14 protein-coding genes and 1 pseudogene are annotated in these 13,539 nt (G+C 68.5%); 11 read left to right on the top strand and 4 right to left on the bottom strand.

What is annotated here, in order from left to right; all coding sequences use genetic code 11:
* Positions 1 to 69 precede the first annotated feature (69 nt).
* The 8 genes from EV278_RS16310 (at position 70) to EV278_RS16275 (ending at position 6,362) form a co-directional block, all read left to right on the top strand.
* Entirely contained in the window at positions 70 to 306 is a 237-nt protein-coding gene (locus EV278_RS16310) for a hypothetical protein (protein WP_132093697.1), read from the top strand.
* Positions 307 to 516: 210 nt separating this feature from the next.
* Entirely contained in the window at positions 517 to 1,071 is a 555-nt protein-coding gene (locus tag EV278_RS16305; RefSeq protein ID WP_132093694.1) for a F0F1 ATP synthase subunit delta, read from the top strand.
* Positions 1,072 to 1,118: 47 nt separating this feature from the next.
* Positions 1,119 to 2,651 carry a F0F1 ATP synthase subunit alpha gene (atpA, locus tag EV278_RS16300; protein WP_132093691.1) on the top strand — a complete coding sequence of 511 codons (1,533 nt, stop codon included), beginning with the start codon at positions 1,119 to 1,121 and terminating at the stop codon, positions 2,649 to 2,651.
* Positions 2,652 to 2,680: 29 nt separating this feature from the next.
* Entirely contained in the window at positions 2,681 to 3,289 is a 609-nt protein-coding gene (locus EV278_RS16295; protein WP_243692221.1) for a pseudaminic acid biosynthesis-associated methylase, read from the top strand.
* A 7-nt stretch (positions 3,290 to 3,296) separates the two neighbouring features.
* Positions 3,297 to 4,172 carry a F0F1 ATP synthase subunit gamma gene (locus EV278_RS16290; RefSeq protein ID WP_132093686.1) on the top strand — a complete coding sequence of 292 codons (876 nt, stop codon included), beginning with the start codon at positions 3,297 to 3,299 and terminating at the stop codon, positions 4,170 to 4,172.
* A 56-nt stretch (positions 4,173 to 4,228) separates the two neighbouring features.
* Positions 4,229 to 5,854 carry a F0F1 ATP synthase subunit beta gene (atpD, locus tag EV278_RS16285; protein ID WP_132093684.1) on the top strand — a complete coding sequence of 542 codons (1,626 nt, stop codon included), beginning with the start codon at positions 4,229 to 4,231 and terminating at the stop codon, positions 5,852 to 5,854.
* Positions 5,854 to 6,102, top strand: coding sequence for a hypothetical protein (locus EV278_RS16280; RefSeq protein ID WP_132093682.1), 249 nt, complete (start codon positions 5,854 to 5,856; stop codon positions 6,100 to 6,102). Before atpD ends, EV278_RS16280 begins: the two co-directional genes overlap by 1 nt.
* Entirely contained in the window at positions 6,102 to 6,362 is a 261-nt protein-coding gene (locus EV278_RS16275; RefSeq protein WP_132093680.1) for an ATP synthase F1 subunit epsilon, read from the top strand. Before EV278_RS16280 ends, EV278_RS16275 begins: the two co-directional genes overlap by 1 nt.
* A gap of 175 nt (positions 6,363 to 6,537) precedes the next feature.
* On the opposite strand, the gene EV278_RS16270 is transcribed toward EV278_RS16275, so the two are convergent.
* Entirely contained in the window at positions 6,538 to 8,322 is a 1,785-nt protein-coding gene (locus tag EV278_RS16270; protein WP_132093678.1) for a PAS domain-containing methyl-accepting chemotaxis protein, read from the bottom strand.
* A 177-nt stretch (positions 8,323 to 8,499) separates the two neighbouring features.
* Positions 8,500 to 8,640 (bottom strand): hypothetical protein, encoded by a 141-nt coding sequence (locus tag EV278_RS24065; RefSeq protein WP_165916670.1) that lies wholly within the window; start codon positions 8,638 to 8,640, stop codon positions 8,500 to 8,502.
* A 123-nt stretch (positions 8,641 to 8,763) separates the two neighbouring features.
* Here EV278_RS24065 and EV278_RS16265 point away from each other — a divergent pair, with 123 nt between their 5' ends.
* From EV278_RS16265 to sugE, 3 genes are all read left to right on the top strand, one after another.
* On the top strand, positions 8,764 to 9,288 hold the full coding sequence (locus EV278_RS16265; RefSeq protein WP_132093676.1) for a hypothetical protein: 525 nt from the start codon (positions 8,764 to 8,766) through the stop codon (positions 9,286 to 9,288).
* Between the two features lie 137 nt (positions 9,289 to 9,425).
* Complete coding sequence (locus EV278_RS16260) at positions 9,426 to 10,136, top strand: hypothetical protein (RefSeq protein ID WP_132093674.1); 711 nt, start codon at positions 9,426 to 9,428, stop codon at positions 10,134 to 10,136.
* A 132-nt stretch (positions 10,137 to 10,268) separates the two neighbouring features.
* The gene (sugE, locus tag EV278_RS16255) at positions 10,269 to 10,592 is read left to right on the top strand and encodes a quaternary ammonium compound efflux SMR transporter SugE (protein WP_132093671.1); all 324 of its coding nucleotides are present in this window, start codon (positions 10,269 to 10,271) and stop codon (positions 10,590 to 10,592) included.
* A gap of 11 nt (positions 10,593 to 10,603) precedes the next feature.
* Here sugE and mdoH read toward each other — a convergent pair.
* Positions 10,604 to 12,319: pseudogene (mdoH, locus tag EV278_RS24450) on the bottom strand (glucans biosynthesis glucosyltransferase MdoH); the annotation flags it as partial.
* Between the two features lie 315 nt (positions 12,320 to 12,634).
* Complete coding sequence (locus EV278_RS16245) at positions 12,635 to 13,384, bottom strand: alpha/beta hydrolase (RefSeq protein ID WP_132093665.1); 750 nt, start codon at positions 13,382 to 13,384, stop codon at positions 12,635 to 12,637.
* Positions 13,385 to 13,539: the final 155 nt, after the last annotated feature.

Here is a 13,539-nt window from a genome sequence, read left to right as displayed (position 1 = left end):
GCCTGATGGGGCGGCGGGCCGGTTCCGCCGCCCTTTTTCTTCGGACAGGCTCCGATCAAGGGATCGTCCATGACCGCCTCGACCGCCGCCCTGCTGGAAGACGCCCTGCGCCGGGTCGCCGGACCCGACGCCCAACCGGCCTCGATGATCGTCGATTACGCGGCCGCCGAAGCGGTCTCCACCCACAGGGCGTGGATCGAGCGCTCGACCCGCAGCCTGGTCTTCGCCCAGGCCGAGGCCCGTACCGAGGACGGAAATCTGGTCGCTACGGCCGCGGCGGTGTTCCGCAGGGTCACGCAAGGCTAGCGGACCGCTTTTCCGAAACGCCGCCGCCCCTTACGCATCGGCCTTGGTTGCGACTGCGAAGGCTGCGTGTTATCAGGCGCGCGGCTTCGGACAGGGCAGCGCGTCAGCGCCGGCCGTCCATGCGCTTTTCTAGAGCGCGCTCAAGCCTTTAAGCCGGGATGAGGATTAATCTTCTTGTCCGCGGCGATTGCAACGCACCGGGCGGAACAAGTGGCGGACGAAACCAAGGCGACGGATGCGGGTCAGCGCTATGCGCAGTCCCTGTTCGAACTGACGATCGAGAGCAACCAGCTGGTCCAGGTCGAGGCCGACCTGAAGGCGTTGCGCGCGATGGTGGCGCAGAGCGCCGACCTGCGCCGCCTGATCGACAGCCCGGCCTTCTCGGCCGAGGACAAGGCCAAGGGCCTGACCGCCGTGGCCGCCAAGGCCCAGTTCCAGCTGCTGACCGCCAAGTTCCTGGGCCTGGTGGCCAGCAACGGCCGGGCCGGCGACCTGCTGGGCGCCATCGGCGCCTTCGTCGAGCTGTCGGCCCAGCACCGCGGCGTCGTCACCGCCGAGGTGGTCACCGCCAAGGCCCTGACCCCCGCCCAGCTGAAGGGCGTTTCGGCCGCCGTGGCCGCCGCCGTCGGCAAGACCCCCGAAATCTCGACCCGCGTCGATCCGTCCATCCTGGGCGGCATCAAGGTGCGCGTCGGCTCCCGCCTGTTCGACGCTTCGCTCCGTTCGAAGCTCGATTCCCTGAAATTCGCCCTGAAGCGCGCCTAAGCGTATAAGCGCGCCCAAAAGATAGATCGCAGAGAGCCCAAACAGCCATGGACATCCGCGCCGCCGAGATTTCGGCCATCCTCAAGTCGCAGATCGCCAATTTCGGCGAAGAAGCCGCCGTCTCGGACGTCGGCCAGGTGCTGTCCGTCGGTGACGGCATCGCCCGCATCTACGGTCTGGACAACGTCCAGGCCGGCGAGATGGTCGAGTTCCCCAAGGCCGGCGTGAAGGGCATGGCCCTGAACCTCGAGCGCGACAACGTCGGGGCCGTGATCTTCGGCCAGGACCAGGCCATCAAGGAAGGCGACGAAGTCCGCCGCCTCGGCGAGATCGTCGACGTGCCCGTCGGCCGCGGCCTGCTGGGCCGCGTCGTCAACCCGCTGGGCGAGCCGATCGACGGCAAGGGCCCGATCGAATACACCGAGCGCCGCCGCGTTGACGTCAAGGCCCCGGGCATCATCCCGCGCAAGTCGGTGCACGAGCCCGTCCAGACCGGCCTGAAGTCGATCGACACCCTGATCCCGGTCGGCCGCGGCCAGCGCGAGCTGATCATCGGCGACCGCCAGACGGGCAAGACCGCCGTCGCCATCGACACCATCCTGAACCAGAAGGCCGCCAACGCCGGTTCGGACGAGAGCGCCAAGCTCTACTGCGTCTATGTCGCCATCGGCCAGAAGCGCTCGACCGTCGCCCAGATCGTCAAGACCCTGGAAGAGCACGGCGCCCTGGAATACACGATCGTCGTCGTGGCCTCGGCCTCGGAGCCGGCCCCGCTGCAATACCTGGCCCCGTTCTCGGGCTGCGCCATGGGCGAGTGGTTCCGCGACAACGGCCTGCACGGCCTGATCATCTATGACGACCTTTCCAAGCAGGCCGTCGCCTACCGCCAGATGTCGCTGCTGCTGCGCCGTCCGCCGGGCCGCGAAGCCTATCCGGGCGACGTGTTCTACCTGCACTCGCGCCTGCTGGAACGCGCCGCCAAGCTGAACGAGGACAACGGCTCGGGCTCGCTGACGGCCCTGCCGATCATCGAGACCCAGGCCAACGACGTGTCGGCCTACATCCCGACCAACGTGATCTCGATCACCGACGGCCAGATCTTCCTGGAAACCGACCTGTTCTACCAGGGCATCCGCCCGGCCGTGAACGTCGGCATCTCGGTGTCGCGCGTCGGCTCGTCGGCCCAGATCAAGGCGATGAAGCAGGTCGCCGGCCCGATCAAGGGCGAGCTGGCCCAGTACCGGGAAATGGCCGCCTTCGCGAAGTTCGGCTCCGACCTGGACGCCTCGACCCAGAAGATGCTGGCCCGCGGCGAGCGCCTGACCGAGCTGCTCAAGCAGCCCCAATACGCCCCGCAGTCGGTCGAGGAGCAGGTCTGCGTGATCTACGCCGGCACCCGCGGCTATCTGGACAAGATCCCGACCAGCAGCGTCCGCCGCTTCGAAAGCGAGCTGCTGGCCCGCCTGCACAGCCAGCACAAGGACCTGCTGGACGGCATCCGCACCAAGAAGGCCCTCGACAAGGATCTGGAGAACACGCTGAAGAGCGTGCTCGACAGCTTCTCGGCGACCTTCGCCTAAGGTCATCGATGGCTGGCCACCCCAAATCCTTGGACGCATGGTCCGGCGAATTCGGCGACCGCTACACGCAACGTAGCGGCGCCAGCGCCGAGGCCGTTCGCGGCCGCGTACGGGTTTGGGGCGAGGTTCTTCGGCGCATGGCCGGCGACATGCCGCGGAGCGTCCTGGAGGTGGGGCCCAATGTCGGCCTCAACCTGCTGGGCATCCAGGCCCTGTCGGACATGGAGCAGTGGGCCATCGAGCCCAATGCTTCGGCCCGCAAGCAGCTGGTCGAGGGCGGCGTCCTGCCGGCCGAGCGGCTGTTCGAGGGTTTCGGTCACAGCATCCCGCTGGCCGACGGCGCGGTGGACATGGCCTTCACGGCCGGCGTCCTGATCCACGTCGATCCCAGCCAGCTGGAGGCGACGATGCGCGAAGTGCACCGCGTGGCCGCCAAGTACGTCTTCTGCTCCGAGTATTTTTCGCCGAAGGCTGAAGCGATTACCTACCGTGGCGAACAAGATCTTCTGTTCAAGAACGATTTTGGCTCGCTCTACATGGATATGTTTCCAGATCTGCAGTTGGTCGATTACGGGTTCTTCTGGAGAAGAGCGACCGTGATGGACGACAGCACCTGGTGGTTGTTTAGGAAGGTCTGATAGGCGGATGGCAAGCCTAAAGGAAATGCGCAATCGGATCTCAAGCGTCAAGGCGACGCAGAAGATCACGAAGGCGATGCAGATGGTGGCCGCGGCCAAGCTGCGCCGCAGCCAGGACGCGGCCGAGGCCGCGCGCCCCTATGCGCGCCGGCTGTCGAACGTCATCGCCAACCTGGCGGCCGGCGTGTCCGGCGACGGGGCCCCGGCCCTGCTGGCCGGCACCGGCCGGGACGACCGCCACCTGGTGATCGTCGCCGCCGCCGACCGCGGCCTGGCCGGCGGCTTCACCTCGTCGATCGTCCGCGCCGCCCGCGAGCGGATCGACGCCCTGGTCGCCCAGGGCAAGGAGGTGAAGATCGTCTGCGTCGGCAAGAAGGTCACCGCCCAGCTGAAGCGCCCCTACGGCGACAAGGTCATCGAGAACTTCGACCTGTCGGCCTATCGCCAGTTCACCCTGTCGGTCGCCCAGCCGATCGCCGACGTCGTCACCCGCCTCTACGAGGCCGGCGAGGTCGACGTGGTCACCCTGTTCTACAGCCGCTTCAAGTCGGTGGTGCAGCAGGTCCCGACCGCCCTGCAGCTGGTCCCGGCCGTGGTCGAGGGCGCGGAAGCGGCCTCGGGCCCCGCCGCCGTCTACGAGTACGAGCCCTCGGAAGAGGCCATCCTCGAGACCCTTCTGCCGCGCAACCTGACGGTCCAGATCCTGTCGGCCCTGCTCGACAACATGGCCGGCTTCTACGCCAGCCAGATGACGGCGATGGACAACGCCACGCGCAACGCCGGCGACATGATCAAGCGCTACACCCTCGAATACAACCGCTCCCGCCAGGCTCAGATCACCAAGGAGCTGATCGAGATCATCTCCGGCGCCGAAGCTGTCTGATCCTGACTTCCCACCATAAAACGCCCGCACGACCCGCACGAAAGACCCTGAACGCCATGGCCAAGACCCCCGCCGCTAAGGCTCCCGCCGCCGCCGCCAAGCCGGCCGCCGTGAAGAAGCCCGCCGCCCCGAAGGCCGCCGCCGCCGCGGCCGCCCCGCCAGCCGCCGCCGCCAAGAAGCCGGCCGCCCCGAAGGCCCCGGCCGCCGCCAAGGCGGCCACGCCGACCGCTCCGGCCACGCTCGGCGCCGCCACCGGCAAGCTGGTGCAGGTCATCGGCGCCGTCGTCGACGTCGAGTTCGAAGGCCCGCTGCCGGCCATCCTGAACGCCCTGGAAACCGTCAACCAGGCCTCGGGCCAGCGCCTGGTGTTCGAAGTCGCCCAGCACCTGGGCCAGAACACCGTCCGCGCCATCGCCATGGACGCCACCGAAGGCCTGGTCCGCGGCCAGGCGGTGCGCGACACCGGCGAGTCGATCCGGGTTCCGGTCGGCCCCGGCACCCTGGGCCGGATCATGAACGTCATCGGCGAGCCGATCGACGAGCAGGGCCCGATCCAGTCGGACATCTTCCGCACCATCCACCGCGACGCCCCGTCGTTCGCCGACCAGACCAACACCGCCGAAGTGCTGGTCACCGGCATCAAGGTCATCGACCTGATGTGCCCCTACACCAAGGGCGGCAAGATCGGCCTGTTCGGCGGCGCCGGCGTCGGCAAGACCGTGACGATGCAGGAGCTGATCAACAACATCGCCAAGGCTTACGGCGGTTACTCGGTGCTGGCCGGCGTGGGCGAACGCACCCGCGAAGGCAACGACCTGTATCACGAGATGATCGAGTCCAACGTCAACGTCGATCCGAAGGCCAACAACGGCTCGACCGAAGGCAGCCGCTGCGCCCTGGTCTACGGCCAGATGAACGAACCCCCGGGCGCCCGCGCCCGCGTGGCCCTGACCGGCCTCTCCATCGCCGAGTACTTCCGCGATGAAGAAGGCAAGGACGTGCTGCTGTTCGTCGACAACATCTTCCGCTTCACCCAGGCCGGCGCCGAAGTGTCGGCTCTGCTGGGCCGCATTCCCTCGGCCGTGGGCTATCAGCCCACCCTGGCCACCGAGATGGGCAACCTGCAGGAGCGCATCACCTCGACCAACAAGGGCTCGATCACCTCGGTCCAGGCCATCTACGTGCCCGCCGACGACCTGACCGACCCGGCGCCCGCCGCCTCGTTCGCCCACCTGGACGCCACCACCGTGCTGTCGCGCGACATCGCCGCCCAGGCCATCTTCCCCGCCGTCGATCCGCTGGACTCGACCTCGCGGATCATGGACCCGCTGGTCATCGGCGAGGAGCACTACAACGTGGCCCGCTCGGTCCAGGAAGTGCTGCAGCAGTACAAGGCCCTGAAGGACATCATCGCCATCCTGGGCATGGACGAGCTGTCGGAAGAGGACAAGCTGACGGTCGCCCGCGCCCGCAAGATCCAGCGCTTCCTCAGCCAGCCGTTCCACGTCGCCGAGCAGTTCACCAACACGCCCGGCGCCTTCGTCCAGCTGAAGGACACCATCCGCTCGTTCAAGGGCATCGTGGACGGCGAGTACGACCACCTGCCCGAAGCCGCCTTCTACATGGTCGGCCCGATCGAGGAAGCGGTGGCCAAGGCTGAAAAGCTGGCCGGCGAAGCCTGATGACCGACTACGAGGATCAGGTCGGCTTCTGCTGCGAGGAGCTGGAGGAGGCGGTGTCTTCGGACCCCGAGGCCTCGCTCATCGAGCATGACAGCGGCCTGATCCTGCTCAACCTGGGTCACCGGGAAGAGGATGGCGAGACGGGTACGGTCCTGGCCACCATCCGCTTCTGCCCGTTCTGCGGGACCGAGATCCAGACCGACGAAGACATCGAAGCGGCCCTGGGCGCCGTGGAGACTCATGACTGATGGCTAAGCTGCACTTCTCCCTCGTCGCGCCCGAGCGCGAACTGTTCTCGGCCGAGGTCGACCAGGTCGACGCGCCGGGCACGGAAGGCGACTTCGGCGTCCTGCCGAACCACGCCCCGTTCATGACCACCCTGCGCGAAGGCCGGGTCACGGTCCGCGACGGTTCGACCGTGCGCCTGTTCGACATCCAGGGCGGCTTCGCCGATGTCGGGCCGGACGGCTTGACGATCCTGGCCGAGCACGCCGTCGAGGCGGTCTAAGGGTTTCTGGGCCCTTCGCGGCGAACATTGCGGCCCGGGCGTGCAAGCGTCCGGGCCGTTCTGCGTCTGGCGCCCGGCCGCCGACCCGACCTTGCGAACGGCTCCGCCGGTCGGGGGCAGGGGTCAGCCGGAACGGGCGCGCCAGGCGCGTCGCCCTGGGGTCACGCGGGCTTGATCAGAACTCTTCCCAAGTGGCGACCGCCGGCGCCGCCGAGCCTCGGTAGGGCATGGGCGCCCGCGCCGCCGGACGAGGGCGTTCGATCGCGCCGGGACGTTCGCGAGACGTCCGCGCCGTGTGCGCGGCGGGGGCGCCGCCGACATTGAATCGGCCGACCATCCGCCGCAGTTCGCCAGCCTCGGCCCTCAAGCCGGCCGACGCGGCGGTGGCCTCCTCGACCATGGCCGCATTCTGCTGGGTCACCTGATCCATCCGGTTGACCGCGACATTGACCTCGCTGAGCCCGGTGGCCTGTTCGCGGGAGGACTGGGCGATCTCGGAGATCAGGTTGTCGATCTGGCTGACCTTCTCGACGATTTCGCCCAGCGCCCGACCGGTCTGACCGACAAGCTTCACGCCGCGCTCCACCTGAGCGCCGCTGTTGGAGATCAGGGTCTTGATCTCCTTGGCCGCCTCGGCTGAACGCTGCGCCAGCGCCCGGACTTCCTGGGCGACGACCGCGAAGCCGCGGCCGGCGTCGCCGGCGCGCGCCGCCTCGACGCCGGCGTTGAGGGCCAGCAGGTTGGTCTGGAAGGCGATCTCGTCGATCACGCCGATGATCTGGCCGATCTGGGCCGAGCTCGCCTCGATCTCGCCCATCGCCGCGACGGCGTCGCTGACGATCTCGCCCGAATGCGCGGCGTCAAGCCGGGCCGCGCCCGCCGTCGTCGCCGCCTGGCGCGCGCCTTCGGCGCTGCGATTGACCGTGGCGGTGATCTCGTCGAGGGCGGCGGCGGTTTCCTCAAGGCTGGCGGCCTGTTGCTCGGTGCGGCGTGAAAGATCGTCCGAGGCGTTGGAGATCTCATCGGCGCCGGCCCCGACGCTGCCGGTGATCGCGGCCACCGCGCTCATGGCTTCGTCGAGGGCGGTCAGGGCCGCGTTGAAGTCGTCGCGCACCTTCTGGAACTGCGGATCGATCGGTCGATCGAGGCGGCAGGTCAGGTCGTTGGCGGCCAGACGTTCCAGCGCCGCCGCTATCTGGCTGATCGCGTCGACCCGGCCGGTGACCACCGTGGCGAACTTGACGATCTTCTCGACCTGGCCCTTGGCGCCGAACACCGGATTGTAGGACGCCTGGATCCAGATCTCCCGGCCGCCCTTGCCGATGCGCTTGAACTCGGCCGCGACATATTCGCCGGCGTTCAGCCGCCGCCAAAAGTCGGCATATTCGGGAGATCTGGCATAGGTCTCTTCGACGAACATGCGATGGGGCTGACCCTTGATTTCCGCAAGGCTGTACCCGAGCGCGTCGAGGAAGTTCTGATTGGCGGCGAGGACCGAACCGTCCGTCGAGAACTCGATGACCGCCTGGGCGCGGCTGATCGCGGCGAGCTTGGCCTCGAAATCCGCATTGCGCAGCTTCTGTTCGGTGATCACCGTGGCGACCTTCACCACGCTCTCGACCTTGCCCGCTCTGTTGCGCACGGGATTGTAGGACGCCTGGATCCAGACTTGGCGTCCGCCCTTGCCGATCCGCAGATACTCACGCGCGTCGAATTCGCCGCGCGCCAGCTTGGCCCAGAACTCCCGGTACTCCCGGCTGGCCGCATAGTCGGGCTCGACGAAGAGGCTGTGGTGCTTGCCGGCGATCTCTCCGAGGCTGTAGCCCATCGCCGCGCAGAAATTGGCGTTGGCCGTCAGGATCTTGCCGCTCAGGTCGAACTCTATGGTGGCCAGCGAGCGGTCCAGCGCAACCAGGGTGTTGGCCGAATGACCATTCGAACGCGTGCCTAGGCCGATCATCGGCGTTTCCCCTATAAGCTTTCCTGCAAGGGAGCCGATCCGTGGTCAACGAACGGTAAAACGCCGAAGTTCGGTTTGTCGCACCTGGGCTACAGCCGTTCGATTCGAGTCGCCTGCTGCGAGTCAAAATCTTTCTGACCGCAAATAAATCGAATAAATTCAGCGAGTTGCGCGAGATCATCTCGCACCCTGATAGCGGCGGTCGAATGGACCGGACATCGTGTTGGCGGCGATCTGCCGCACCTGTCGCACGGGCTGGTTTCGACGTTGGTCGCGCCCGGGAAGAAAGGCGAGGCCGACGATCGGGGTGTCCTGCATCCCACCCTATCCTTTCAAAGCCGGGCGACGGCGGACAGATGGCGAATTTGGATAACGCTGTTCTCACTTGGCGGTTATGGCTAACCTGGCTTCGGGCCGTTTCGGCGCTGGGGAGAAACCGCGATGCGGGCTGCGATCCTATTGACCACGGCGGCGCTGCTCGCGGCCGGCTCGGCCGACGCCGCCCCGACCTACCGCCAGCAGGTGGTCGACGTCTTCAAGTCGGTCTGCCTGTCGGCCGGGACCAACGCCGGGGCCGTCGGCGTCGCCGCCGCCAAGCTGGGCTGGAAGCCGGCGCCGGCCACGATCAAGGCGGCGGGGCAGGGGCCGGCGACCAAGGTCTGGGTGTCGCCGACCACGGCCCGGTTCTACCTCGCCCAGGCGCCGACCGAAGGCTTCTGTCAGGTCGGCTATTACGACGGCCAGGAAGTCGTCACCGATCCGGCCGCCTTCTCCAAGAAGCTGCACGACATCATGATCCATGCCGGCCTCGCCGTCGGCTCCGGCTTCGTCAAGACGGGCGAGAACGCGGTGCTGATCCAGCAGGGGACCTATGTTTCGCCCGCCTATCCGGGGCTGAAGATGCGCGTGGTGGTGGCCAATTTTCCGGATGCGCCAAACTTTTACCTGACTACTGACAAGCCCTGAGGCGCCACGCCGCATATCTCCGGTGAAAAAATTACACCTGTGACCGCTTCTCCGCCTTAATCGGCCACCATAAGGGTTGCGAGGGACCGCTTGTCGGTTTTAATGCCGACCTCTTGCCTAACGGGGATAACTCGACCATGCGCCTTGCGCTTGCCAGCCTGATCGCTCTCGGCGCGGTTTCGACCGCCGTCGCCCAGGAGCAAACCGCTCCGACTGCTCCGACCGCTACGGCTCCCGCCACCGCGCCCGCCGCCGATCCGGCGGCCCAGACCCCCGCCACGCCGGCCACCCCGTCCGACACCATGACGGCGACGCCCGCCGTGGCCGCGCCGCCTGCCGGCCAGGCCCCGGAATACGTCGCCCCGACCCGCGGCCCGCCGACCACCGACCCGGTCGCGCTGCAGCTGCTGGGCGTGCTGGACAAGGTCTGCAAGCCGGGTGTCGTCGGCGGCGACTATGCGGCGCTGACCAAGGCGGCGGGCATGAAGAAGAAGAAAGAGCAGTGGGTTCTGGACATCGGCAAGCCGTATCTGATCGCCGTCGACAACCCCGGCAGCAACAAGAACGTCTGCACCATCACCATCCAGTACGCCCAGGGCGACGCCCAGGCCCAGGCCCTGGCCAACGCCCTGCACGACTGGGCGACCTGGGAGAACAAGCCGCAGCTGCGCCTGATCCGCAACGACCTGACGGTCAGCGACGTCAAGCGCTTGACGGTGTCGTGGGACGACGCCTGGGCCGACGGCCACGCCGGCCTGGTCTATATGCGCCTGAAGAAGCTGGACGACACCTCGATCGGCAAGAACTACGAGCAGGCCCAGATCCTGTACAGCACCACCAGCCGCTAGGCGGTGGCCCGGTCGGGGCTTGCCGCCCGGTCCGGTGGTCCTATCTAGAAAAGGCGCGGGGACGACCCTGCGCCTTTTTTGCTGTCCCGGGGACGACCCCGCTCACCCCTTCGGGGGCAATGGGAGCCCGTCGTGGCCTGGATTATCCTTTTCGTCGCCGGTCTGTTCGAGATCGGCTGGGCCGTGGGCCTGAAGTTCACGCAGGGCTTCACGCGGCCGATCCCCACGGTGCTGACCGCGGTCAGCCTCGTGGCTTCGATGGGCCTGCTGGGCTGGGCGGTGAGGTCCCTGCCGCTGGGCGCGGCCTATGCGGTCTGGACCGGCGTCGGGGCCGTGGGCACGGCCATCGTCGGCATCCTGCTGTTCAAGGAGCCGGCCACGGCCGGGCGGCTGGTCTGCCTGGCGCTGATCGTCTCGGGCATACTGGGCCTGAAGCTGTTCACGCCCTCGACCTGAACCGGCGACGTCGCGCGCTCGCCCGGCGTCAGCAGCAGGCCCGCGTCCCTCAGGCGCACGCCGCGGGCGATGCTGGCGGTCCACCAGACGATGAAGGGCGCGGCGACCAGGCTGGCGGCGGCCACCGCCAGCCACGGCGACAGGCCCGCGCCCATCGCCGGGCCGAGCGCGGCCAGGGAAAGGCCGATCACCATCTCGGGCCAGTGGAAAGCCAGGGCCGCGCGACCGCTCAGCCGGCCCTCGTCGCGCTGCTGGGCCGACCAGCCGGCGTCGCGGCCCAGGGCCACCGACAGCAGGGCGCGGGTGTGGGCCGCCATGATGATCGGGGCGGTCAGGGTCGAGGCCACGGTCTCCAGCCCGACGCTGGCCAAGGCCCGCCAGGCGCCGCCGAACCGCTGGGCCCGCCCCTCGGACAGCATCATCGCGTAGGACATCAGCTTGGGCAGCAGCACGAAGCCCAGGCTGACGGCCAGGACGGCCGCCCCGGCCAGGGGGTAGCCGCCGGCCTCGCCGGTCGCCGCGTCGGGGGCCGAGAGCAGGGCGCCGGTCACCACCAGGGCGATCCACAGCGGGGCCAGGGCGTAGCTCAGCACGCCGCGCGCCAGATGCAGCCGGCTGACCGGATGCAGGCCCGCGGCGCTCACCACGCCCAGATGCTGCAGGTTGCCCTGGCACCAGCGGCGGTCACGGATCAGGTGGTCGATCAGGGTCGGCGGACTCTCCTCGAAGCTGCCGCCCAGGGCCGGGGCCAGGCGCACGCCCCAGCCGGCCCGGCGCAGGAACGCGGCCTCGACGAAGTCGTGGCTCAGGATGTGGCCGCCGAACGGCTTCTTGCCCTTCAGGTGCGGCAGGCCGCCAGCCTGGGCGAACGCCGCCACCCGCACGATGGCGTTGTGGCCCCAATAGTTGCCCTCGGCCCCGCTCCACCAGGCCACGCCCCAGGCGGCCAGCGGGCCGTAGAGATTGTTGGCGAACTGCTCCAGCCGGCCGAACACCGTGCGGCGCCCGACGATGGTCGGGGCGGTCTGGATCAGGCCCAGCGACGGGTCGGCCTCCATGGCCGCCACCAGCCGCCACAGGGTCAGGCCGTCCATCAGGCTGTCGGCGTCCAGCACCACCATGTGGTCATAGGCCCCGCCGTGGCGGCGCACCCATTCAGCGACATTGCCGGCCTTGCGGTCGGTGTTCTCGGGGCGATGGCGGTAATAGGCCCGGGGACCGACGCCGCCGCGCCGGAAGGCGGCGAAGCGCCGCTGCTCATCGGCGACCACCTCGGGCCGGCGGCTGTCGCTGAGCACGACGAGGTCGAACACCGGCGTCAGGCCCAGGGCGTGAAGCCCGGCCCGCATGGTGGCCAGCCGGGCGAAGAACGGCCCGACGTCCTCGTGATAGATCGGGGCCAGCAGGGCGGTGCGGGTGGTCAGGGCCGGCAGCGGGGCCCGGGCCATGGCCCGCTCCCAGGCGTCGGCCCGTCGCGACAGCCACAGGCCGCCCAGGTTTGCCGCGAACGAGAAGGCCATCCAGCCGAACAGCACCAGGATCAGGCTCACATGCACGACCTCCAGCGGGTCCAGCCCGTCGCGGGCCATGGCCGCCGTCACCGCGAACACCGCCAGGCCGGTCGCCAGGGCGCAGAACGCCGCCAGGGCTGCTCTCCGCCGTCCCAGGCCCGGTTCCGGCGTGAAACGACGCGGCTCGGCGGCGCGGTGCAGCGGCTGGTCGGGCATGGCCAGGGGCGCCGGCGGCGGCGTGGCGGCGTCTGGAATCTGGTCCGAGTCCCCGAAGGAACGGCGCTCCGACTCGCGTCGTTGTAGCGGATGCGTATAGGCGTGCATGAAAACCTCTTCCGCGCGGAAACTCGTCCCGCGCCTCAAGGTTCCGCAAGTTCAGGTGCTCGGTGACATTAGTGTATCAACGCTAAATTTGTGAGCAAAACGCGGTCGAATACTGTCAAATACGAGCGCACTTGCCCCGCCTGGGCCGAAGATCGGCCGTGAAAGGGCCTTATTTGACAGGGCTGCTAAAGTGGCGACGCCGTGGGCTCAGGCCGCGGCGCGGCTCTCGTCGGCGATGAAGTCCAGGCAGGTTTCGGCCACCTGTTCCCAGCCGGGCTCGCCGGGCAGCCAATGGCTCATCGACGGGAAGACCTCGCACGATCCGCCCAGCCGCGCGGCGGTCTGGCGGACGGTGGCCGGCGGGTGGATCACGTCCCGACCGCCGGCGATCGCCAGGGTCGGCACGCCCACCGGCCCGACATTGGTGGTCATGAACGGGTCCATGAACCAGTTCAGCGTCTCCCAAAGCGCCCGGCCGCTCTCGGCGACCATGCGGCCGTACAGCGCCTTGCGCCGGTCGCGGGGCAGGCGGTCCAGGCTGTAGCGGCGCACCACGCCGTAGTCGGGTTCGACCGCCTGCAGCCAGTAGGGCCCTAGGGCGTAGAGGCTGACCGCCGAGACGGCCTCCTCGATCGTGGCGCCGGAAATGCCCCAGGGCGGGGAGGGGGCCAGCAGGATCAGCCGCGAGATCGGCGCGCGGCTCGCGGCCATCTGGGCCACCAGCCCGCCCATCGAGTGACCGATCAGCACCGGCGGCTCGTCGCAAGCCCGGCACAGGGCGGCGATCTGCTTGGCGTAGTCGTGCATCGACCGGCCGGCCACCAGAGCGCCGTCGCCATGCCCCAGCAGGTTCGGGGTCTGGACGAGGTGGCCGGCGGCCTCGAACGGACGGCGGAACGCGTCGAACGTCCAGCCGCCGCAGAAGGCGCCGTGCACCATGATCACCGGACTCGCCACGCGCGCCTCGCCGCTAGAGCATTTTCCGACGAAGCGGACACCGGTTCGTCGTCGGAAAATGCGTCAAAACAAATATCTGGAGCCGCGGCCTGACGAAGGTCAGGTCGGGGCTCCAGGATCGGCCAGAGCGCCGAGCTTTCAGCCTACACGCTCTT

The sequence above is a fragment of the Caulobacter sp. BK020 genome, from assembly GCF_004342605.1.
In the GTDB taxonomy this organism is placed as follows: domain Bacteria; phylum Pseudomonadota; class Alphaproteobacteria; order Caulobacterales; family Caulobacteraceae; genus Caulobacter.
The sequence above is the reverse complement of the archived record's forward strand: the minus strand, read 5'-3'. Positions and strand labels throughout refer to the sequence as shown.